The organism is Micromonospora chaiyaphumensis, from assembly GCF_900091435.1.
Classification (GTDB): domain Bacteria; phylum Actinomycetota; class Actinomycetes; order Mycobacteriales; family Micromonosporaceae; genus Micromonospora; species Micromonospora chaiyaphumensis.
Genome location: NZ_FMCS01000002.1, coordinates 668,459 through 690,598 on the forward strand (window position 1 = coordinate 668,459; position 22,140 = coordinate 690,598).

The following is a 22,140-nucleotide window of genomic DNA, read 5'->3' on the forward strand; positions in this document are numbered from 1 at the left end:
TCTCAGGTGTCGGCGGCGATGCCGTCGGCGACCGCGCGGGCGACGGTGAGCAGCTTGGCCCGGACCACCCGGGCGGAGGTCATCATCTCGCTGGCCGGCAGCGCGCAGGCCAGCACCACCCGGCGCTCGATGTCCTTGTCGGGGGTGACCAGCACCGCCGCGCACGCCACGCCCTGCCGGAACTGACCCAGCTCCAACTGCATGCCGCGCCGGTCGCCGGCGGCCAGGTCGGCCTCGAACGCCTCCGTGGTGGTGAGGGTGGCGCTGGTGAACGGCCGCATGCCGTATTCCCGCAGGTAGCGGAAGCGCTGCTCGGCGGTGAGGGTGGCCAGCAGGCTCTTGCCGAGCGCCGTGGCGTGCGCCCCCTCGTCGAAGCCCGGCACCAGATCCTCCAGGTACGGCGACCGCGGCCCCTCGGCCACCGCCGTGACCGCCACCTGGCCGCCCACGAACCGGCCCAGGTAGTGGCTCCAGCCGGTGTCCGCGGCGGCCCGCCGCAGCGCCTCCCCGACCGGCGGCGGCCCGCGGAACGCGGTGACCAGCTCGCGGTAGCGGTCGGCGACCTCCAGCCCGACGATGTACGTGCCGTCCTCCCGGCGGATCACATAACCCTCGTAGGCCAGGGTGCGGACCAGGTGGTAGGTGGTGGCGACGGTCAGCTCGCAGCGGCGGGCGATCTGCTTGACCGTGAGCCCCTTCGGCGCACGGCCGACCGACTCGAGCACTCGTAGCGCGCGGGAGACACTTCGGATCAGGTCCGAAGGTTCCGCCAAGGGGTCACGCACAACCACCTCCGCCGCCGGGGACTTACACCATATGAAAAACATGCCGAGTGCGAAATGCCTGTTCGGATCGAGGATGCCAGATCACCGGGCACAGACAGTGCACCGACAGACACGATCAGCTGCCGAAACGTGACCGGCGTAGGTTTGGCCGGACATGATTGAGACCGCGCCGCACCCCGCCCCGCCCGCGTCCCGGCGTACCCTCCGGATCAACGCGGGCGCGATCGCCACCACGATCGCCTGCGTCCTGCCCGTCTTCCTGCTCGGCGGCCTCGCCGTGCAGATGGGCGACGACCTCCACTTCACCCCGGCCGGGCTCGGCCTGGCCGTATCGGTCTACTTCGGCGTCAGCGCCCTCGCCTCGGTGCCCTCCGGCGCCCTGGTCGAGCGGTACGGGCCAGCCGTCGTGGCCCGCGCCGGCATCCTGCTCTCCGCCGGCTCGCTGCTGGCCGTGGCCGGGCTGGCCCGGTCGTACCCGGTGCTGGTGGCGCTGCTCGCGCTCAGTGCCGCCGCCAACGCCCTCGGCCAGCTCGCCAGCAACGCCGCACTGGCCCGCCACGTGCCCGCCCACCGGCAGGGGCTCTCGTTCGGGGTCAAGCAGGCCGCCATCCCGGTCTCCACCCTGCTGGCCGGCGCGGCGGTGCCGACCATCGCGCTGACCGCCGGCTGGCGCTGGGCGTTCGTGGTGGCCGCCCTCGCGGCGCTGGCCGCGCTGCCCGCCGTACCCCCGGCCGAGCGGGACCGGGTCCGGCGCGCCGCCGCCGGCCGGGCGGGCCGGGCCACGACGGCGCTGGTCGTGGTCGGCGTGGCGGCCACCCTGGCGGCGGCCGCGGCGAACGCGCTGGGCACCTTCGTGGTCGACTCGGCCGCCGGCCGGGGGCTGTCCCCGGCGCTCGCCGGGCTCACCCTCACCCTGGGCAGCGCGGTCTGCGTGGTGGCCCGGGTGGGCACCGGCTGGCTGGCCGACCGCCGGGCGGCCGGGCACGTCGCGCTGATCGCCGGGATGCTGGTCGTGGGCGCCGTGGGGCTGGCCCTGCTCGCGGTGGCCGGTCCGGTGCCGCTGGTCGCCGGCGTGGTGCTCGGCTTCGGTCTCGGCTGGGCGTGGCCCGGGCTGATGAACTTCGCCGTGGTCCGGCTCCACCCGCAGGCCCCGGCCGCCGCCACCTCGATCACCCAGACCGGGGTGTACGCGGGCGGCTGCCTCGGCCCGCTCGGCCTGGGCACGCTCGCCGACGCGGCCGGCTACCCGGCGATGTGGCTCACCGCGGCGGCCGCCATGCTCCTCGCCGCCCTGTTCATGCTCACCGGCAGCCGGCTGCTGTCCCGCGCCTGACGGCGACCCCCACCCTTCTCCGCGCGCCGATCATGAGGTTGACGGCAGTTCAGGAGATCGACATCGCCGTCAACTTCATGATCAGCCGGCCGATCCGGGCCGGGGGCCCGGCTCAGTTGGTGCGGTCGGCGATGTAGTCGCAGAGGGATTCGAGGGCGCGGCGGGCCGGGCCCTCGGGGAGCGGGGCGAGGCGGGCGCGGGCGTCCTCCGCATAGCTGCGGACGGTCTCCCGGGCCCGCTTCAGCGCCGGGGACTCCCGGAGCAGGCCGAGGGCCTCGGCGTGCAGGGCGTCGTCGACCAGCGGGCCGGTGGCCAGGATCTCCCGGAGCCGGACGCTGGCCGCGTCGGAGTCGTCGGAGGCCAGCGCGTAGAGCACCGGCAGGGTCGGCACGCCCTCGCGCAGGTCGGTGCCGGGCGTCTTGCCCGACTGCCCCGACTCGCTGGCGATGTCCAGCAGGTCGTCGGAGAGCTGGAAGGCCACCCCGATGATCTCGCCGTAGCCGGCCAGCGCCTCGACGTGCTCGGAGGACGCCCCGCTGAACATGCCGCCGAAGCGGGCCGAGGTGGCGATCAGCGAGCCGGTCTTCTCGGCGATGACGTGCAGGTAGTGCGCCACCGGGTCGGCGCCGCGCGCACCGACGGTCTCGGCGATCTGCCCGTGCACCAGCCGGGCGAAGGTGCGCGCCTGGAGGCGTACGGCCTCCGGGCCCAGGTCGGCCGCGATGTCCGCGGCCCGGGCGAACAGGTAGTCGCCGACCAGGATGGCCACGGAGTTGGTCCAGCGGGAGTTGGCGCTCGGGGCGCCCCGGCGCACGGCCGCCTCGTCCATGACGTCGTCGTGGTAGAGCGTCGCCAGGTGGGTGAGCTCCATCACCACGGCGGCGGGTACGACCTGCGCGGCGTCCGGATCGCCGAACTGGGCGCCCAGCGCCACCAGCAGCGGGCGGAACCGCTTGCCGCCGGCCTCGACCAGGTGCCGCGCCGCCTCGCTGACGAGCGGGTCCGCGCTGGCCACGTTGGCCCGCAGGTCGACCTCGACCCGCTCCAGGAGGCCGAGCACGGACGCCTCGACGCGCGGGTCGGCGAGGTGCAGGCCGAGCGCGCCGAACTGACCCGTGGCCTCCGGGCCCGGACGACCGCCCGGCCCGGTGGCACCTGAACGCTCGCCAGCCGGAATCACCACGCCATCAACCATGCCACACCCGTTCGACCTGCCCAGCGAGGGGGATACGGACCGGGGGCCGGCACGCCACGGCGTACCGGCCCCCGGGTGGAACCTCGGTCATCGCACGAATTCGGCGGCACCGTTGGCCAGGTCGAGCAGGGGCGCCGGGGCGACACCCAGGACCAGCGTGGCGAGCACGCCGATGACCAGGGCGGCCGAGGTGAGCGCCCCCGGCACGGTGACCGTCGGGGTGGCGTCGCCCGGCTCGGAGAGCCACATCATCACCACGACCCGCAGGTACGGGAAGGCCAGCACCATGCTGGTCAGCACGCCCGCGATCACCAGCCAGGCCTGGTTCGCGTCCAGCGCCGGGGCGAAGACGGCGAACTTACTGGTGAACCCGCTGGTGAGCGGGATACCGGCGAAGGCCAGCAGGATGAACGTGAAGATCGCCGCGAAGAACGGCGACCGGCGGCCCAGCCCGGCCCAGCGGGACAGGTGGGTGGCCTCCCCGTCGGCGTCCCGGACCAGGGTCACCACGGCGAACGCGGCGAGCACCGAGAAGCCGTACGCGACCAGGTAGAACATCGTGCCGGACAGCCCCTCCTTGCTGGGTGCCAGCACGCCCACCAGCAGGTAGCCCGCGTTCGCGATCGACGAGTACGCGAGCAGCCGCTTGATGTCCGTCTGGGTGACGGCCAGCACCGCGCCGACCAGCATGGTCAGCACCGCCACCGCGCCGAGGACCGGGGTGAAGTCCCAGGAGGCGCCGGCGAAGGCGACGTGGAAGACCCGCAGCAGGGCGCCGAACGCGGCGACCTTGGTGCAGGCGGCCATGAAGCCGGTCACCGGGGTCGGCGCGCCCTGGTAGACGTCCGGGGTCCAGACGTGGAACGGGGCGGCCGCGGCCTTGAAGAGCAGGCCGATGGCGAGCAGCGCCATGCCGGCGAACAGCAGCACCGGGCTGGACGAGGACTCGGCCACGGCGGCGTGGACGGTGGCGAAGTCGACGCCCGCGCCCCGGCCCGGGATCCCGGCTGTGAAGCCGTAGATCAGGGCCACGCCGAACAGGAAGAACGCCGAGGCGTACGCGCCGAGCATGAAGTACTTCAGCGCGGCCTCCTGGCTCAGCAGCCGCCGGCGGCGGGCCAGCGCGCAGAGCAGGTAGAGCGGCAGCGAGAAGACCTCGAGCGCGATGAACATGGTCAGCAGGTCGTTCGCCGCCACGAAGATCAGCATGCCGCCGATCGCGAAGGTGACCAGCGGGTACACCTCGGTGGTGCCGCCCATCCCGTCGGCCTGCCGCCGGTCGTCGGCGGACTCGGCGGTGACCGCGGCCTGGGCCACGAAGGCCCCGCCCCGCTCCACCGTGCGCTCGCCGACGAGCAGCAGCGCCATGGCGGCCAGGATCAGGATGGCGCCCTGGAGGAAGAGCGTCGGCCCGTCCACCGCGATGGCCTGGCCGGCGGTGATCAGCCGGTCGTCGGCGTTCAGGATCACCATGGTCAGCGCGACGAGCACGGCGACCAGGGCGAGCGCGAGCTGCACCGCGTTGCGCAGGCGGCGCGGCACGAACGCCTCGACGAGGACGCCGACCAGGGCGGCGCCCAGCATGATCAGGATGGGAGCGAGCGCCGCGTAGTCGATCGACGGCAGCTTCAGTTCACTCACTTCGCAGCCTCCTGGACGCTGCCGATCTCAGGGGCGGGATCGGTCTTGCCGACGTCCTGCATGGTCGCCTGGACGGCGGGGTTGATGACATCGGTGACCGGCTTGGGATAGAAGCCGAGCAGCACGATCAGCGCGATCAGCGGAGCGACCACGATCTTCTCGCGCAGGCTGAGGTCGCGGCGCATGCCGTCGACCTCGGTCAGGGCCGGGTTGAGGGTGCCCTGGGTGGTGCGCTGCACCATCCACAGCACGTACGCCGCGGCCAGGATGATGCCGAGCGTGGCGATCACCGCGACCGGCTTGTTCGTGGTGAACGTGCCGATCAGCACCAGGAACTCGGAGACGAACGGCGCGGTGCCGGGCAGCGCCAGCGAGGCGAGACCGGCGAAGAAGAGCACGCCCGCGAGCACCGGCACCAGCTTGCCCGCACCGCCGAAGTCGCTGATCAGCGCCGAGCCGCGGCGGGCGATGAGCATGCCCACCACGAGGAAGAGCAGGCCGGTGGCCAGGCCGTGGTTGAGCATGTAGAGCACCGCGCCCGTGCCGGCCTGGGTGGTGAAGGCGAAGATGCCGACCCCGATGAAGCCGAAGTGCGCGATCGAGGTGTAGGACACCAGCCGCTTGAGGTCGTTCTGCCCGACCGCCAGCAGCGCGGCGTAGATGATGCCGATCACGCCGAGCGCCAGCGCCCACGGGGCGAACCACCGCGACGCCTCGGGGAACAGCGGCAGGCAGTACCGCAGGATCCCGAAGGTGCCGACCTTGTCCAGCACGCCGACCAGCAGCGCCGCGGCGCCGGCCGGGGCCGCGCCACCGGCGTCCGGCAGCCAGGTGTGGAACGGGAAGAACGGCGCCTTGATCGCGAACGCGAGGAAGAAGCCGAGGAACAGCCAGCGGGCCGTGTCGGTGGCGAACTCGGCCTGGCTGAGCGCCTGCCAGTCGAAGGTCTTCCCGCCGACCACCCAGAGACCGATCACCGCGGCCAGCATGAACAGGCCGCCGACCAGGGAGTAGAGGAAGAACTTGACCGCCGCGTACTGCCGCTGGTGGCCGCCGTAGCTGCCGATGAGGAAGTACATCGGCACCAGCATGACCTCGAAGAACACGTAGAACAGGAAGACGTCGGCGGCCGCGAAGACGCCGATCATCGTGCACTCGAGGATGAGCAGCAGCGCGAAGTAGACCGGCACCGAGCGCTTGGACGACTCGGCGTCGTGCCAGGACGCCAGGATCACCAGCGGCACCAGGATCGCGATCAGCATCAGCATGACCAGCGCGATGCCGTCCACCTCGAAGGTGAAGTTGACGCCCCAGTTCGGGATCCACGCGTAGGACTCGCGGAACTGGAACCGGTCACCGTCGGCCTGGAAGGCGATCCACATGACCACCGACAGCACCAGCACCAGCAGCGACCAACCGAACGCCACCAGCTTGGCCAGGTCCGGGTTGCGCCGCGGCAGCAGGGCCACGATCAGGGCGCCGACCAGCGGTGCCACGGTCAGCACCGAGAGGAACGGGAAGTTGGACATTATTCGGCCTTACCTCCGTCGTGACTGCGTGGCCCGCCGGCGGGGGCGGCCGCGTTGAGGTCGATCACGCCAGCCACCCCGCCTGCACCGCCAGGAACGCCGCCACCACGAGCAGCGCGCCGGTCAGGATCGAGGTCGCGTACGACCGCACGAAACCGGTCTGCAGCCGCCGGAGCCGGCCCGACCCACCGCCCACCGCGGCGGCGAGGCCGTTGACCAGCCCGTCGACGCCCCGGTTGTCGAGGAAGACCAGCGCCCGGGTGAGGAAGATGCCCGGCTTCTCGAAGACCGCCTCGTTGACGGTGTCCGTGTAGAGGTTCTTGCGGGCCGCGGTGACCAGCACGCCGGCCGGCTGCGGCTCGGTGGCCGTGCCGTTGCGGAACAGGAACCAGGCCAGCCCGGCGCCGAGCACGGTCACCAGCAGCGAGAGCGTGGTGATCAGCCAGTGCGCGAGGACGGCCTCGTGGCCCTCCTCCTGGCCACCCAGGCCGGCCGTCGCCTCCAGCCAGTCCGGCACGGACGTGGCGAGCAGGAAGCCCGCACCGACCGAGCCGATCGCCAGCAGGATCAGCGGGATGGTCATCAGCTTCGGCGACTCGTGCGGGTGCTCGATGTCCTCGGTCCACCGCTTCGGGCCGTGGAAGGTCAGCACGAAGAGCCGGGTCATGTAGAACGCGGTGAGCCCGGCGCCGAGCAGCGCGGCCAGCCCGAAGAGCCAGGCCGTCCAGCCCTCCCGCTCGAACGCGGCCACGATGATCGGCTCCTTGGAGAAGAAGCCGGAGAACGGGAACATGCCGATGATGGCGAGCCAGCCCATCATGAAGGTCAGCCAGGTGACCTTCATGTACTTCGACAGGTTGCCGAAGCGGCGGATGTCCACCTGGTCGTTCATGCCGTGCATGACCGAGCCGGCGCCGAGGAACATGTTGGCCTTGAAGAAGCCGTGCGCCAGCAGGTGCACGATGGCCAGCGCGTACGCCGCGCCGCCCAGGCCGACGCCGAGGAACATGTAGCCGATCTGGCTCACCGTGGACCAGGCCAGCACCCGCTTGATGTCGTCCTTGGCCGCGCCGATGACGCAACCCATGAGCAGGGTGACGGCGCCGACGCTGACCACCACGAGCTGGAGGGTGTGGTCGGCCGAGAAGATCGGGTTGGAGCGGGCGATCAGGTAGACGCCCGCGGTGACCATGGTGGCCGCGTGGATGAGTGCGGAGACCGGGGTCGGGCCCTCCATGGCGTCCGGCAGCCACGCCTGGAGCGGGAACTGGCCGGACTTGCCGGTCGCGCCGAGCAGCAGCAGCAGGCCGAGCACCAGCACCGTGGTCGAGGTCAGCGAGCCGACCCCGTTGAAGACCTCGTCGTACTGGGTGGTGCCGAGCATGGCGAACATGACGAAGATGCCGATGGCCAGGCCGGCGTCGCCGACCCGGTTCATGAGGAACGCCTTCTTGCCGGCGGTGGCCGCGCTGGGCCGGCCGTACCAGAAGGAGATCAGCAGGTACGACGCCAGACCGACGCCCTCCCAGCCGAAGTAGAGCATCACGTAGTTGTTGCCCAGCACCAGCAGCAGCATGGCGGCGACGAACAGGTTGAAGTACCCGAAGAACCGCCGCCGGCCCTCGTCGTGCGCCATGTACTCGACCGCGTAGAGGTGGATCAGGAAGCCCACCCCGGTGATCAGCAGTACGAAGACCGCGGCCAGCGGGTCGAAGAGCAGACCGAAGTCCACCTTGAGGTCGCCGACCGTGATGAACTGCCAGAGGCTCTGCTCGACCTGCTTGTTCGCAAGGCCGCGGAGCTGGAAGAAGTAGGTCAGGCCGAGCACGAATGCGGCGCCGATGGCCGCCACGCCCAGCCAGTGGCCCCAGCGGTCCGCCCGCTTGCCGAGCAGCAGCAGGATCGCCGCGCTCACCAGCGGGATGGCCACCAGCAGCCAGACACTGCCCAAGAGGCCGCTGGCCTGGGCGAATTCCACAGTCTCTTCCACCACGAGCCCCTCAGTACTTCAGCAGGTTGGCGTCGTCGACGCTCGCCGAGCGCCGGGTTCGGAAGATCGACATGATGATGGCGAGCCCGACCACGACCTCGGCCGCCGCCACCACCATCACGAAGAACGCCATGATCTGGCCGTTCAGGTCGCCGTTGATGCGGCTGAACGTGACCAGCGTCAGGTTGGCCGCGTTGAGCATCAGCTCGACGCACATGAACAGCACGATCGCGTTGCGCCGGATCAGCACGCCGACGGCGCCGATGGTGAACAGCACCGCCGCGAGGATCAGGTAGTAGTCCGGGGTCACTTCTCCGTCCCCTTCAAAGTTGTCTCCTCGGCGGTGAGCTCCCGCACCGGCATGATCTCCGGGATGCTGCGGTCGGTCAGCCGGCCGTCGGGCAGGCGGGCCGGGGTGGCCACCGAGGACGACGTGGCGAAGACACCCGGACCGGGCTTCGGGCCGGGGTAGTTGCCGGGACGGAACCGGGCCTTCATGGTGGCGACCTGGTCCATCCGGTCCTCCTTGCGCCGCTCCACGTGCGCCAGCACCATCGCGCCCACCGCGGCCGTGATGAGCAGCGCGGAGGTCAGCTCGAAGGCGAAGACGTACTTGGTGAAGAGCAGCCGGGCGATGCCCTGCACGTTGCCCTCGGCGTTCGCCTGGTCGAGGCCGGCGGCCTGCACGCCCTCCAGCGCCCGGTAGAGCCCGGAGCCGACCAGGCCGGCGAACCCGAGCCCGAGCACCACGGCGGCGACCCGCTGGCCGCGCAGCGTCTCGATGAGCGAGTCGGAGGCGTCCCGGCCGACCAGCATCAGCACGAACAGGAACAGCATCATGATCGCGCCGGTGTAGACGATGATCTGCACCATGCCGATGAACGGCCCGGCCTGGAGGACGTAGAACACGCCCAGGCAGAGCATGGTCAGCACCAGCCAGAGGGCCGAGTGCACGGCGTTGCGCGCCCAGACCATGCCGATGGCCCCGATCAGGGCCAGCGGGGCGAGGATCCAGAAGGTGACCTGCTCACCCCCGGACACCTGGCCCGCCGCGGCGAGCACCGTCTGCGTGGTCATGCCCCTGCTCCCTTGCCCGCCTCGGCCCGCTGCGCGGCCTGCTCGGCGCCGGGGAAGGTCACGCCGGGGTGCTCCTCCACCTGGTACCGGCCCGGGCCCATCGGCGAGTGCTCGGCGCCCGCGGAGGTGCCCGGATTGGTCAGCCCGCCGACGTAGTAGTCCTTCTCGCTGTCGCCCAGCCGCATCGGGTGCGGCGGCTGCTCCATGCCCGGCAGCAGCGGCGCGAGCAGCTGCTCCTTCGTGAAGATCAGGTCCTGCCGGTTGTCCCGGGCCAGCTCGTACTCGTTGCTCATGGTGAGCGAGCGGGTCGGGCAGGCCTCGATGCAGAGCCCGCAGAAGATGCACCGGGCGTAGTTGATCTGGTAGACGCTGGCGTACCGCTCACCCGGGGAGAAGCGCTGCTCCTCGGTGTTGTCGCCACCCTCCACGTAGATCGCGTCCGCCGGGCAGGCCCAGGCGCACAGCTCGCAGCCGATGCACTTCTCCAGCCCGTCCGGGTGCCGGTTGAGGATGTGCCGCCCGTGGTAGCGCGGCGCCGAGACCGGCGGCTTGAACGGGTAGTCGGTCGTGACGACCTTCTTGAACATGTGCGAGAAGGTGACCCCGAAGCCCTTGAACGTTCCGGTGATCGCGCCCACGTCACACCTCCCCTGACTCCGAGCCGGCGACGACGTTGGCCGGCTCCCGCTCGGCGACCACGCGCTTGGTACGCGGGCTCGGCGGAACCTGAAGATCCATCGGCGGCAGCGGGAAGCTGCCGTGCGGACGGCTGTTCACCTGCTCCTGCAGCGGCGGCTTCGGCGCCTTCTTCCGGCTCGGCCAGAAGAGCGTGGCCAGCAGCAGCACGCCCGCACCGACGGCGGTCCAGAGCAGCCGGTCCTTGGTCTGCCAGTCCTCGATCGAGCGGAGGCCGCTCAGCACCAGGATCCAGACCAGGTTGATCGGCAGCAGGACCTTCCAACCGAAGCGCATGAACTGGTCGTAGCGGAGCCGGGGCAGGGTGCCCCGCAGCCAGACGAACACGAAGACCAGGGCGATGACCTTGCCGAAGAACCAGAGCATCGGCCACCAACCCGAGTTGGCGCCCGCCCAGAGCGTGATCGGCCAGGGTGCCCGCCAACCGCCGAGGAACAGCGTGGTGGTGACCGCGGACATGGTCACCATCGAGACGTACTCGGAGAGCATGAAGAGCGCGAACTTCAGCGAGCTGTACTCGGTCATGAAGCCCGCGACCAGCTCCGACTCCGCCTCGGGCAGGTCGAACGGCGCCCGGTTGGTCTCACCGACCATGGCGATGAAGAAGATGACGAAGCTGGGCAGCAGCAGGATCGCGTACCAGCCGGGGGCCGGGATCTGCTGGCCGGCGATGGTGAGCTGGGTGGCGTCCCCCTGCGCGGCGACGATCCCGCTGGTCGACATCGTGCCGGCGGTCATGAACACCGCGACGATGCTCAGCCCCATGGCGACCTCGTACGAGATCATCTGGGCGCTGGACCGGAGACCGCCGAGCAGCGGGTACGTCGAGCCCGAGGCCCAGCCGCCGAGCACGATGCCGTAGATGCCCATCGAGGAGCAGGCCAGGATCACCAGCACCGCCACCGACACGTCGGTGACCTGCAGCGGCGTCCAGTGGCCGAAGATGCTCACCTTCGGGCCGAACGGCACCACCGACAGCGCGGTGACCGCGCAGATCACCGAGATGGTCGGCGCGAAGAAGAAGACCACCTTGTCGGCGGCGCGCGGGAGGATGTCCTCCTTGAACGCCATCTTCAGGCCGTCCGCCAGGGTCTGCAGCAGGCCGAACGGGCCGACCTGGTTGGGGCCGGGCCGGACGGCCATGCGGCCGACCACCCGGCGCTCGAACCAGACGCCGAGCAGCGTGGCCAGCAGGCCGAACACGAACGCGAAGACGATCTTGCCAAGGACGAGCCACCACGGGTCCTTGCCGAAGTCGGCCAGCGTCGGGTCCTGCGCCGCGAGGTAGAGGTTCACTGGACACTCCCGGTGTTGAGGAGCGGACCCGGACGGCCGGCCGCGTCCGCGGCGACCGCCGCGGCCGAGACCTTGACGACCTCGCCGGACGCCGCGCCGAGGCTGCGCCGGACGGTCGAGCCGGGCGAGTTGGTCGGCAACCAGACGACACCGTCCGGCATCTCGGTGATCGCGGTCGGCAGGGTGACCGCGCCGCGGTCGGTGCCGACGGTCACCGGGTCGCCGTCGGCGACGCCGAGCGCCTCGGCCGTGCCCTTGCCCAGCCGGACCACCGGCGGGCGGGCGGTGCCGGCGAGGTGCTCGTCGCCGTCGGTGAGGCTGCCCAGGTCGAGGAGCTGGTGCCAGGTCGCCAGCACGGCCTCCCCGGCGCCGGGCTGCGGCACGGCGGCCGGCTCGACCGACGGGGCGGACGGCCGGTCCACCCGGGTCGGCGGAAGCGCGCCCAGCTCGCGGCGGACGCTCTGCACGTCGCCCGTGCCGAGCCGCACGTCGAGCTGCGCGGCGATGGCGTCGAGCACCCGGCCGTCGGTCATCGCACCGGTGTCCAGCACCTTCTCGAAGGTGCGCAGCCGGCCCTCCCAGTCCAGGAAGCTGCCGGCCTTCTCGACCACCGGAGCGACCGGGAAGACCACGTCGGCCCGGCGGGCCACCGCGCTCATCCGCAGCTCCAGGCTGACCAGGAACGGCACCGCGTCCAGGGCCTGCTCGGCCAGGCGCGGGTCGGCCAGGTCGGCCGGGTCGACGCCGGCCACCACGAGGGCGCCGACCTGACCGTTGGCCGCGGCCGTGAGGATGCCGTCGGTGTCCCGCCCGGCCTGGCTCGGGATCACCCCGGCCGGGATGTCCCACGCCTCGCCCAGCTCGGCGCGGGCGGCCGGCTCGGTGACCACGCGGCCGCCGGGGAGCAGGTTGGGCAGGCAGCCCGCGTCGACGGCGCCGCGGTCGCCCGCGCGCCGCGGCACCCAGGCCAGCCTGGCGCCGGTACGCCGGGCCACGTCCGCCGCGGCGGACAGGCCGCCGGGCACCGCGCCGAGCCGCTCGCCGACGATCAGGACGGCACCCGGCTGGCTCAGGGCCTCGGCCACCGTGGCGTGGTCGGCCAGCACGCTGGCCTCCTCGCCCGGCACGACCCGGGCCAGCTTGGCCCCGAGCTTCTCCAGGCCGCGCGTCGCGAACGGCGCGAGCGCGTACACCGTGAGCTTCTTCTTCAGGTACGCCTTGCGCAGCCGCAGGAAGAGGATCGGGCACTCCTCCTCCGGCTCCAGGCCGACCAGCACCACCGCGGGCGCGTTCTCCACGTCCGCGTAGGTCACGTCGGTGACCCCGGCGACGCTGCTGGCCAGGAAGTCGGCCTCCTCGCGGGAGACCGGGCGGGCCCGGAAGTCGATGTCGTTGGTGTGCAGCCCGACCCGCGCGAACTTCGCGTAGGCGTAGGCGTCCTCGACGGTGAGCCGGCCACCGGTCAGCACCGCCGTGCCCTGCCCGCCGTCCCGGGCGGCGCGCAGCCCGTCGGCGGCCCGGGTCAGCGCCTCGCTCCAGGACGCCTCACGCAGCTCGCCGGTCCGCTCGTCCCGCACCAGCGGGGTGGTGAGCCGGTCGAAGGCGCGGGCGTACTGGAAGCCCCAGCGGCCCTTGTCGCAGTTCCACTCCTCGTTCACCGCCGGGTCGTCGCCGGCCAGCCGGCGCAGCACCTTGCCCCGCCGCCAGTCGGTGCGCTGGGCGCAGCCGGCCGCGCAGTGCTCGCAGGCACTGGGGGTGGAGACCAGGTCGAACGGGCGGGCGCGGAACCGGTACTGCGAGCCGGTCAGCGCGCCCACCGGGCAGATCTGCACGGTGTTGCCGGAGAAGTAGGAGTTGAAGGGGACGTCGCCCTCGTCGCCCTGCTCGCCATAGGCGTCGTCCCGGTAGATGTTGATCTCCTCGGCGGACGACCGGCCCATCAGGTCGATGAACTTGTCGCCGGCGATCTCCTCGGAGAACCGGGTGCAGCGCTGGCAGAGCACGCAGCGCTCGCGGTCGAGCAGCACCTGGGTGCTGATCGGCAGCGGCTTCGGGTACTCCCGCTTGTGCTCGTGGAACCGGGAGTCCGTGCGGCCGGTGGACATGGCCTGGTTCTGCAGCGGGCACTCGCCGCCCTTGTCGCACATCGGGCAGTCCAGGGGGTGGTTGAGGAGCAGCAGCTCCATCACCCCCTCCTGGGCCTTCTTGGCGACCGGCGAGGTGAGCTGGGTCCGCACCACCATGCCGTCGGCAACGGTCTGGGTGCAGGAGGCGACCGGCTTGCGCTGGCCCTCCACCTCCACCAGGCACTGCCGGCAGGCGCCGGCCGGGGCCAGCAGCGGGTGGTCGCAGAACCGCGGGATCTCGGTGCCCAACTGCTCGGCGACCCGGATCAGCAGCGCCCCCTTGGGCGCGGTGACCTGGACGCCGTCGATGGTCAGGGTGACGGTCTCGGTCTGCTTGGCTACGTCGGTCATCAGTGGGCTCCCACCAGCTGCTTCTCGGAGAGCTTCGGCGCGGTACGTCCCTCGATGTAGTCGAGGTAGTCCTGCTTGAAGTACTTCAGCGACGAGGTCACCGAACTGGTCGCACCGTCACCCAGGCCGCAGAACGAACGGCCGAGGATGTTGTCGCAGGTGTCGAGCAGGGTGTCCAGGTCCTCGTGGGTGCCCTGGCCGGCGAGGATCCGCCGGTAGACCCGGACCATCCAGTAGTTGCCCTCGCGGCACGGGGTGCACTTGCCGCACGACTCGTGGTGGTAGAACTCCAGCCACCGGTAGGTCGCGTACACCGGGCAGTCCTGGTCGGAGAAGATCTGCGTGGCCGTGGTGCCCAGGATCGAGCCGGCCGCCGCTACCCCCTCGAAGTCCAGCGGCACGTCCAGGTGCTCGGCCGTGAGCAGCGGCGTCGACGAGCCGCCCGGGGTCCAGAACTTCAGGTTGTGCCCGGGCTGCATGCCGCCGGCCAGCTCGATCAGCTCGCGCAGGGTGATCCCCATCGAGCACTCGAACTGGCCCGGGTTGGCGATCCGGCCGGAGAGCGAGTAGATCATCGGACCGGACGACTTCTCCGTGCCCATCGTCTTCCACCAGTCGGCGCCGCCCAGCACGATGTACGGCACGCTCGCGATGGTGCCCACGTTGTTGACCACGGTCGGGCTGGCGTACAGGCCGTGGGTCGCCGGGAACGGCGGGCGCAGCCGGGGCTGGCCCCGGAAGCCCTCCAGCGAGTCCAGCAGCGCGGTCTCCTCGCCGCAGATGTACGCCCCGGCGCCGGAGTGCACCACGAGGTCGAGGTCGAAGCCGCTGCCCTGGATGTTCCGGCCGAGGTAACCCTTGGCGTACGCCTCCCGCACGGCGTTGCGCAGGCGGCGGGCGGCGTGCACGGCCTCGCCGCGGATGTAGATGTACGCCCGGTTGGCGCGGATCGCGTACGAGGCGATGATGACGCCCTCGACCAGCGAGTGCGGGTCGTGGGTCATGAGCGGCAGGTCCTTGCAGGTGCCCGGCTCGCCCTCGTCGGCGTTCACCACCAGGTAGTGCGGCTTGCCGTCGCCCTGGGGGATGAAGCCCCACTTGAGACCGGTCGGGAAGCCCGCGCCACCACGACCACGCAGGCCGGAGTCCTTGATCAGCTGGATCAGGTCGTCCGGGTGCGCCTTGAGCGCCTTGCGCAGGGCGGCGTAGCCGTCCAGCTTCTCGTAGGTGCCGATCCGCCAGGCGTCCGGCGACAGCCAGCGCTTGGTGAGCACCGGCGTCAGCTTGGCCAGCGTCTCCGGCCGAGGAGCGGTCACTTCTGGACCCCCGTTTCGCTCGCGACCGCCGGGCCCGCGCCGTTGGCGCCCGCCCCGGCCTCCGCTTCCTTGAGGTTGCGCTGCTGCGCCCCGGCCTCGTCGCCGGCGGGCTTGCCGTCACCGGCCGGCGGGTTGGCCGCCGCACCGGCGGCCTCCGCAGCCTGCGCGTCACGCGGCGCCGGCGGCGCGCCGTCCGCCGGGACCCTGGTGCCCGGGGCGTCCGGCACGGCGGTGCGCGCGTCCGGCTGCCGGGTCTCGGCGGTACGCACCTGCGGCGACTTGTCGTCGGGCGCCTTCACGTCCGGCGCGGTGCTGCCGGTGGCCGCCGCGGGCTTCACCGGCTCGGGGGCCGGGGCCGGCTTCGCGGCCTCGGCCTTGGCCTTCGCCTCGGCGGCGGCCGTGTCGGCCTCGGCCTTGCTGCGGATCGGGGTGTTCGGGTCGAAGCCCGGCACCGAGATGCCGTGCTGCTCGGCGAGACGCAGGCCGCGCAGGGTCGCCTCGCCCGGCCCGCCGTCGGCCACCGCGCCGTCCCGCTCGTCGGCGAAACCGGCGAGCTGGACGGCCATCTCCTTGAGCGTGCAGAGCCGGGCGCCCCGGGTCGGCATCGGCCGTCCGCCGGCCCGCAGCTCCTCCACCACGCCGAGCGCGCCCTGCGGGTCGACGTTGTCGAAGAAGTCGTAGTTGACCGTCATGACCGGGCCGTAGTCGCACGCCGCCAGGCACTCGGCGTGCTCCAGCGTGATCTTCCCGTCCGCGGTGGTCTCGTCGTGGCCGACGCCCAGGTGCTCGGCGAGGGTGTCGTAGACCTCCTGGCCGCCGAGCACGTTGCACATGGTGTTGGTGCAGACGCTGACCAGGTAGTCGCCGGTCGGCTTGCGCTTGTACATCGTGTAGAAGGTGGCGACCGCGCCGACCTGGGCCTTGTTCAGGCCGAGCACCTCGGCGCAGAACTCGACCCCGGCCGGGGAGACGTACCCCTCCTCGGCCTGGACCAGGTGCAGCAGCGGCAGCAGGGCCGAGCGGGACCGGTCCGCCGGGTACCGGGCGATGATCTCCCGCGCCCGCTCCCGGGTCTCTTCAGTGAAAACGGTCATCGGTCACAACCACCCATCACGGGGTCCAGCGAGGCGCCACCGGCGATCACGTCGGCGATCAGGCCGCCCTCGGCCATCGCCGGGAGGGCCTGGAGGTTGACGAAGCTCGGCTCCCGGTAGTGCACCCGGTAGGGCCGGGTGCCGCCGTCGGACACCGCGTGCACGCCCAGTTCGCCGCGGGGCGACTCGACGGCGACGTACACCTGGCCCGGCGGGACCCGGAAGCCCTCGGTGACGAGCTTGAAGTGGTGGATCAGCGACTCCATCGACTGACCCATGATCTTGGCGACGTGCTCCAGCGAGTTGCCCATGCCGTCGACGCCGATGGCGAGCTGCGCCGGCCAGGCGATCTTGCGGTCGGCGACCATCACCGGCCCCGGCTTGAGCCGGTCGAGGGCCTGCTCGACCAGCTTCAGCGACTCGCGGATCTCGGCCAGCCGGACCAGGTAGCGGCCCCAGACGTCGCCGTCGGTGTGCGTCGGCACGTCGAACTCGTACGTCTCGTAACCGCAGTACGGCATGGTCTTGCGCAGGTCCCAGGCGAGACCGGCGGAGCGGAGCACCGGGCCGGTCACGCCCAGCGCGAGGCAGGCGGTCACGTCGAGCACGGCCACGTTCTTGGTGCGCTCGATCCAGATCGGCTGGCCGGAGAGCAGGTCCTCGTACTCCTTGAGCTTCTTCGGCATCAGCTTCAGGAAGTCGCGGATCTTGACGATCGCGTCGTCCGGCACGTCCTGCGCCACGCCGCCCGGCCGCACGTACGCGTGGTTCATGCGCAGGCCGGTGATCGTCTCGAAGATGTCGAGGATGTACTCCCGCTCGCGGAAGCCGTACAACATCATGTTGATCGCGCCCAGCTCCATGCCGGTGGTGGCCAGCCAGACCAGGTGCGACGAGATCCGGTTGAGCTCCATCATGAGCACCCGGATGGTGGTGGCCCGCTCGGTGACCTCGTCGGTGATGCCGAGCAGCTTCTCCACCGCGAGCGCGTACGCCGTCTCGTTGAACAGCGGGGAGAGGTAGTCCATCCGGGTCACGAAGGTCGAGCCCTGGACCCAGTTCCGGTATTCGAGGTTCTTCTCGATGCCGGTGTGCAGGTAGCCGATGACCGAGCGGGCCTCGCGGACCGTCTCGCCCTCCAGCTCCAGGATCAGCCGGAGCACACCGTGCGTGGACGGGTGCTGCGGACCCATGTTGACGACGATCCGCTCGTCGTTGATCGGGTCGGTGCCGGAGACGACCTGGTCCCAGTCCCCACCGGTGACGGTGAAGACCTTGCCCTCGGTGGTCTCGCGCTCGGTCGCGTAGTTCGACGTCGTCACTGGTAGGACCTCCTCCGGTCCGGCGGCGGGATCTCGGCGCCCTTGTACTCCACCGGGACGCCGCCCAGCGGGTAGTCCTTGCGCTGCGGGTGCCCCTCCCAGTCGTCCGGCATGAGGATCCGGGTCAGGTTGGGGTGGCCGTCGAAGACGATGCCGAACATGTCGTACGTCTCCCGCTCCTGCCAGTCGGCGGTCGGGTAGACGGCGGTGACGCTCGGCAGGTGCGGGTCCTCGGCGGAGACCGCGGCCTCCAGCCGGACCCGGCGCCGGTAGGTCATCGAGGTGAGCTGGTAGACCACGTGCAGCCGGCGCCCGTCCGCGCCCAGGTAGTCCACGCCGGACACCGAGGAGCACAGCTCGAAGCGGAGCGCCAGGTCGTCGCGCATCACCTGGCAGACCTCGGCGATCCGCTCCGGGCGGACGTGCAGGGTCAGCTCGCCCCGGTCGACCACGACCTTCTCGATCGCGTCGCCGAACTGGGGGTAGGCCTCCTCCAGCGCGTCCCGGACCTCGTCGAAGTAGCCCCCGTACGGCCGGGTGGCCTCCTCGATCGGCTTGCGCTGGCGGACCAGGCCGCCGAAGCCCGAGACGTCGCCGGTGCCCTGGTTGCCGAACATGCCGCGCCCGGCCGGGCTGGCCGGCGGGTACTCCGCCGGGGCGGTGCTGCTGGCGCCGGCCGGGGTGGTCGGGACCGGCACGCCGCCGTCGTTGTTCTTGTCGTTCGGTGCCGTCACTGCGCCTGCCCTCCGTTCGCGACTGCGGGGCTCCGCTTCGCTGCACTCCTCGCGCTCACTTGGGGCCCCCCTGCGACTGGAGGTGGTTCTGCGCCTTCATCCAGTTCTCGATCCGCAGCTGCTCCTCGCGCCCCTCGCGGACCGCCTTCGTCCACTCGGCGCGCCGGGCCTTGTCGTTGCGGTACGACGACGGCATCGAGCCGTACGGCACCACGGGCACGTCGCCGCGCTCCTTGCGGGCCTCCAGCATCTTGCGGCCGTTCGCGCCCAGCGGCTCGTACATGATCTTCTCGCGGAGCTTGAGGACCGCGTCGATGAGCATCTCGGGCCGGGGCGGGCAACCGGGGAGGTACATGTCGACCGGCACGATGTGGTCGACGCCCTGCACGATGGCGTAGTTGTTGAACATGCCGCCGCTGCTGGCGCAGACGCCCATCGAGATGACCCAGCGAGGCTCGGCCATCTGGTCGTAGATCTGGCGCAGGACCGGGGCCATCTTCTGGCTCACCCGGCCGGCCACGATCATGAGGTCCGCCTGCCGCGGCGAGGCCCGGAAGACCTCCATGCCCCAGCGGCCCATGTCGTAGTGCGGACCACCGGCCGCCATCATCTCGATGGCGCAGCAGGCCAGGCCGAAGGTGGCGCCCCAGACGGACGACTTCCGCGACCAGTTGACCAGCTTCTCCACGGAGGTGAGCAGGACGCCGGCCGGGAGCTTCTCCTCGATGCCCATCTGACGTACCTCCCTCAGTCCCAGTCCAGGCCGCCGCGCCGCCAGACGTAGGCGTAGGCGACGAAGACCGCGACGATGAACAGGACCATCTCCACGAAGCCGAAGATCGGCAGGGCGTCGAAGGAGACCGCCCAGGGGTAGAGGAAGATGATCTCGATGTCGAAGACGATGAAGAGCATCGCCGTCAGGTAGAACTTGATCGGGAACCGGCCGCCGCCGACCGGCTGCGGGCTCGGTTCGATGCCGCACTCGTACGCCTCGAGCTTGGCCTTGTTCAGACGCCGGGGGCCGGCGAATCGGGCGGCGGCCACGGAGAACAGCGCGAACCCCGCGGCGAGGGCGAACAGCCCGATGATCGGTGCGTAAGGAGAGAGCGTCATCGTTGTCTCCTGCTCGTCCTTCCCTGACCTCGGTCGTTGGCGAAAATCACACTATTCACGTCCCTCACGACCTCGGCGGCGGGGGTCGATCTTTGTCGGTCCCGGGGCCCGGGACCGGTGGTCTACACGGCGGGAGCCACCCTCGTCATCGCGTTGATGACCCGGTCCATGGCGTCCCCGCCGCGGGGGTCGGTGAGGTTGGCCAGCAGCTTGAGCACGAAGCGCATCAGCATCGGGTGCGGCATGCCGTGCTTGGTGGCCATCCGCATGACCTCGGGCCGGCCGATGAGCTTCACGAAGATCCCGCCGAGCCGGTAGTAGCCGCCGAAGCGGGCCTTCAGCTCCTGCGGGTACGCCAGCAGCGCCCGCTCCCGCTCCGCGCCGGCCGGCCGGGCGAGCGCCTGCACCGCGACCTCGGCGGCCAGTTCGCCGGACTCCATGGCGTACGCGATGCCCTCGCCGTTGAACGGGTTGACCATGCCGCCGGAGTCGCCGACCAGCAGCACCCCGCGGGTGTAGTGCGGGACGCGGTTGAAGCCCATGGGCAGCGCGGCGCCGAGGATCGGCCCCTCCGCGTTGGCCTCGTCGGTCATCCCCCAGTCCTCGGGGGTGTTGGCCAGCCAGTCGGTGAGCAGCCGCCGGTAGTTCGTCTTGCCGAAGGCGGCGGATGAGTTGAGCACGCCCAGGCCGACGTTCACCCGGCCGTCGCCGAGGCCGAAGATCCAGCCGTAGCCGGGCAGCAGCGCCTCGCTGCCCTTGGCCCGCAGCTCCAGCCACGACTCCAGGTAGTCGTCGTCGTGCTTGGCGGGCGAGCGGTAGTAGCGGCGGACCGCAACGCCGATCGGCCGGTCCTCCCGCTTGGCCAGCCCGAGGGCGAGCGGGAAGCGGCCGGAGACGCCGTCGGCGGCGACCACGAGCGGCGCGTGGAAGGTGGCCGGCTCCTTGTCCGGGCCCACCTCGGCCTGCACCCCGATCACCCGGTCGTCGGCGTCGAGCACCGGCGCCAGCACGTTGACGCTGGTCCGCAGCTTCGCCCCGGCGGCGACGGCCCGCTGCGCGAGCAGGTCGTCGAAGTCGAGCCGGGTCCGGACCAGGCCGTAGTTGGGGAAGCTGGCCAGGTCGGGCCAGTCCAGTTCCAGGCGTACCCCGCCGCCGATCACCCGGAGGCCCTTGTTGTGCAGCCAGCCGGCCTCGGGCGAGGTGTCCACGCCCATACGGATGAGCTGCCGCACGGCCCGGGGCGTGAGCCCGTCGCCGCAGACCTTCTCCCGGGGAAACTCGGTCTTCTCCAGCAGCAGCACGCGTACGCCGTGCCGCGCCAGGTGGTACGCCGTCGCCGATCCTCCGGGACCGGCGCCCACGACGATGACGTCGGCGTCGTTCTCCACCGCGGTCATCCGCGCCTCCTCCCGCATGCTCGTGAAATGCTTCACAAGCCGATCGGGTTGGAGTCTATGACCGGCGTTACACCTGTATGCGCTGAGGGGGGCCTAACTCGCGGAATCCGGCCGGCGGGAGTCCGGGCGAGCGCTCAGGATCGGGCGGCGGTGGCCGGTCCCAGCCCGGCGTCGAGCCGGATCGCCTCCGGTAGGTGGTCGCGCAGCGCGCCGCCGGCCGCACGGTCGAGCGCGGCCAGCACCTCGGCGACCACCTGACGGACGTCGGCGGGATCCGCGCCGGCCAGCTCCCGGAGCTGGGCGATCAGTTCGGCCGCGTCGTCGTCGGTGGTGGCCTGGTCCGGTCCCGTCATGGGGGCGAGCTTACGGGACAAAGTAGACCTAAAACGGATATTCACGAAAAGGCCGCATTTGCGGCGGCTGCGTCAGTCCCGGATCGCGCGGTGCAGCGCCACGACGCCGCCGGTCAGGTTGCGCCAGGCGACCCGGCCCCAGCCGGCCGTGCCGATCCGCGCGGCCAGCGCCGCCTGGTCCGGCCAGGCCCGGATCGACTCGGCGAGGTAGACGTAGGCGTCGGGGTTGCTCGACACCGTGCGCGCCACCGCCGGCAGCGACCGCATGAGGTACGACAGGTAGACCGTGCGGAACGCCGGGTTGACCGGGGTGCTGAACTCGCAGACCACGAGCCGGCCGCCCGGCCGGGTGACCCGTGCCAGCTCGCGCAGCGCCGCGTCGGTGTCGTTGACGTTGCGCAGCGCGAAGGAGATGGTGACCGCGTCGAAGCTGGCGTCGGCGAAGGGCAGCCGCAGCGCGTCCCCGGCCAGCAACGGCACCCCGGGGCGGGTGCGCTTGCCGGCGTGCAGCATCCCGAGCGACAGGTCGGCGCCCACCGCGTACGCCCCGGAGTGGGCCAGTTCCTCGGTCGAGACGCCGGTGCCGGCGCCCACGTCCAGCACCCGCTCGCCGGGCCGCAGCCCCAGCGCCGCCCGGGTGGCCCGCCGCCAGAACCGGTCCTGCCCGAAGGAGAGCACCGTGTTGGTCAGGTCGTAGCGGGCGGCCACGCCGTCGAACATCGCGGCGACCTCGTGCGGCTGCTTGTCCAGGCTGGCGCGCTGGCCCTGGGGGGTACGGCTCACCCCTCCACT

At 71.4% G+C, this 22,140-nt stretch carries 20 protein-coding genes; 1 reads left to right on the forward strand and 19 read right to left on the reverse strand.

Annotation, left to right across the window (positions count from 1 at the left end; translation table 11 throughout):
• Positions 1 to 2: 2 nt before the first annotated feature.
• Positions 3 to 785 carry an IclR family transcriptional regulator gene (locus GA0070214_RS08995; protein WP_091261215.1) on the reverse strand — a complete coding sequence of 261 codons (783 nt, stop codon included), beginning with the start codon at positions 783 to 785 and terminating at the stop codon, positions 3 to 5.
• A gap of 154 nt (positions 786 to 939) precedes the next feature.
• On the opposite strand from GA0070214_RS08995, the gene GA0070214_RS09000 reads away from it, so the two are divergent.
• Positions 940 to 2,118: an MFS transporter gene (locus GA0070214_RS09000; RefSeq protein WP_091261217.1), complete on the forward strand. Its 1,179-nt coding sequence runs from the start codon at positions 940 to 942 to the stop codon at positions 2,116 to 2,118.
• Between the two features lie 112 nt (positions 2,119 to 2,230).
• Here GA0070214_RS09000 and GA0070214_RS09005 read toward each other — a convergent pair whose 3' ends face one another.
• The 18 genes from GA0070214_RS09005 to GA0070214_RS09090 form a co-directional block, all read right to left on the reverse strand.
• Positions 2,231 to 3,313 carry a polyprenyl synthetase family protein gene (locus GA0070214_RS09005; protein WP_091261218.1) on the reverse strand — a complete coding sequence of 361 codons (1,083 nt, stop codon included), beginning with the start codon at positions 3,311 to 3,313 and terminating at the stop codon, positions 2,231 to 2,233.
• An 87-nt stretch (positions 3,314 to 3,400) separates the two neighbouring features.
• Positions 3,401 to 4,954 (reverse strand): NADH-quinone oxidoreductase subunit NuoN, encoded by a 1,554-nt coding sequence (gene nuoN / locus GA0070214_RS09010; RefSeq protein ID WP_091261220.1) that lies wholly within the window; start codon positions 4,952 to 4,954, stop codon positions 3,401 to 3,403.
• Positions 4,951 to 6,483 (reverse strand): NADH-quinone oxidoreductase subunit M, encoded by a 1,533-nt coding sequence (locus GA0070214_RS09015; protein ID WP_091261222.1) that lies wholly within the window; start codon positions 6,481 to 6,483, stop codon positions 4,951 to 4,953. The genes nuoN and GA0070214_RS09015 overlap by 4 nt, the downstream gene beginning before the upstream one ends.
• A 64-nt stretch (positions 6,484 to 6,547) precedes the next feature.
• A complete protein-coding gene (nuoL, locus tag GA0070214_RS09020; protein ID WP_091261512.1) occupies positions 6,548 to 8,473 on the reverse strand; it encodes an NADH-quinone oxidoreductase subunit L in 1,926 nt (641 codons plus the stop codon).
• 10 nt (positions 8,474 to 8,483) lie between these two features.
• Positions 8,484 to 8,783 carry an NADH-quinone oxidoreductase subunit NuoK gene (gene nuoK, locus GA0070214_RS09025; protein ID WP_073834091.1) on the reverse strand — a complete coding sequence of 100 codons (300 nt, stop codon included), beginning with the start codon at positions 8,781 to 8,783 and terminating at the stop codon, positions 8,484 to 8,486.
• On the reverse strand, positions 8,780 to 9,550 hold the full coding sequence (locus GA0070214_RS09030) for an NADH-quinone oxidoreductase subunit J (RefSeq protein WP_091261224.1): 771 nt from the start codon (positions 9,548 to 9,550) through the stop codon (positions 8,780 to 8,782). Before GA0070214_RS09030 ends, nuoK begins: the two co-directional genes overlap by 4 nt.
• Positions 9,547 to 10,188: an NADH-quinone oxidoreductase subunit NuoI gene (gene nuoI / locus GA0070214_RS09035; RefSeq protein ID WP_091261226.1), complete on the reverse strand. Its 642-nt coding sequence runs from the start codon at positions 10,186 to 10,188 to the stop codon at positions 9,547 to 9,549. Before nuoI ends, GA0070214_RS09030 begins: the two co-directional genes overlap by 4 nt.
• A 1-nt stretch (position 10,189) precedes the next feature.
• A complete protein-coding gene (nuoH, locus tag GA0070214_RS09040) occupies positions 10,190 to 11,542 on the reverse strand; it encodes an NADH-quinone oxidoreductase subunit NuoH (RefSeq protein ID WP_091261227.1) in 1,353 nt (450 codons plus the stop codon).
• Complete coding sequence (locus GA0070214_RS09045) at positions 11,539 to 14,019, reverse strand: NADH-quinone oxidoreductase subunit G (RefSeq protein ID WP_091261229.1); 2,481 nt, start codon at positions 14,017 to 14,019, stop codon at positions 11,539 to 11,541. Before GA0070214_RS09045 ends, nuoH begins: the two co-directional genes overlap by 4 nt.
• A complete protein-coding gene (gene nuoF / locus GA0070214_RS09050; RefSeq protein ID WP_091261231.1) occupies positions 14,019 to 15,335 on the reverse strand; it encodes an NADH-quinone oxidoreductase subunit NuoF in 1,317 nt (438 codons plus the stop codon). The genes GA0070214_RS09045 and nuoF overlap by 1 nt, the downstream gene beginning before the upstream one ends.
• Positions 15,332 to 16,429, reverse strand: coding sequence for an NADH-quinone oxidoreductase subunit NuoE (gene nuoE / locus GA0070214_RS09055; RefSeq protein ID WP_091261233.1), 1,098 nt, complete (start codon positions 16,427 to 16,429; stop codon positions 15,332 to 15,334). Before nuoE ends, nuoF begins: the two co-directional genes overlap by 4 nt.
• A complete protein-coding gene (locus GA0070214_RS09060; RefSeq protein ID WP_091261235.1) occupies positions 16,426 to 17,751 on the reverse strand; it encodes an NADH-quinone oxidoreductase subunit D in 1,326 nt (441 codons plus the stop codon). Before GA0070214_RS09060 ends, nuoE begins: the two co-directional genes overlap by 4 nt.
• Positions 17,748 to 18,485 (reverse strand): NADH-quinone oxidoreductase subunit C, encoded by a 738-nt coding sequence (locus GA0070214_RS09065; protein WP_091261237.1) that lies wholly within the window; start codon positions 18,483 to 18,485, stop codon positions 17,748 to 17,750. Before GA0070214_RS09065 ends, GA0070214_RS09060 begins: the two co-directional genes overlap by 4 nt.
• 55 nt (positions 18,486 to 18,540) lie before the next feature.
• Positions 18,541 to 19,218, reverse strand: a complete 678-nt coding sequence (locus GA0070214_RS09070; RefSeq protein ID WP_091261240.1) for a NuoB/complex I 20 kDa subunit family protein — start codon at positions 19,216 to 19,218, stop codon at positions 18,541 to 18,543.
• 14 nt (positions 19,219 to 19,232) lie between these two features.
• On the reverse strand, positions 19,233 to 19,598 hold the full coding sequence (locus GA0070214_RS09075; protein ID WP_073834101.1) for an NADH-quinone oxidoreductase subunit A: 366 nt from the start codon (positions 19,596 to 19,598) through the stop codon (positions 19,233 to 19,235).
• A 122-nt stretch (positions 19,599 to 19,720) separates the two neighbouring features.
• The gene (locus tag GA0070214_RS09080; protein WP_091261242.1) at positions 19,721 to 20,995 is read right to left on the reverse strand and encodes a geranylgeranyl reductase family protein; all 1,275 of its coding nucleotides are present in this window, start codon (positions 20,993 to 20,995) and stop codon (positions 19,721 to 19,723) included.
• Between the two features lie 134 nt (positions 20,996 to 21,129).
• Positions 21,130 to 21,348: a hypothetical protein gene (locus GA0070214_RS09085; RefSeq protein ID WP_091261244.1), complete on the reverse strand. Its 219-nt coding sequence runs from the start codon at positions 21,346 to 21,348 to the stop codon at positions 21,130 to 21,132.
• Between the two features lie 72 nt (positions 21,349 to 21,420).
• Positions 21,421 to 22,131 carry a demethylmenaquinone methyltransferase gene (locus tag GA0070214_RS09090; RefSeq protein WP_091261246.1) on the reverse strand — a complete coding sequence of 237 codons (711 nt, stop codon included), beginning with the start codon at positions 22,129 to 22,131 and terminating at the stop codon, positions 21,421 to 21,423.
• Positions 22,132 to 22,140 lie beyond the last annotated feature (9 nt).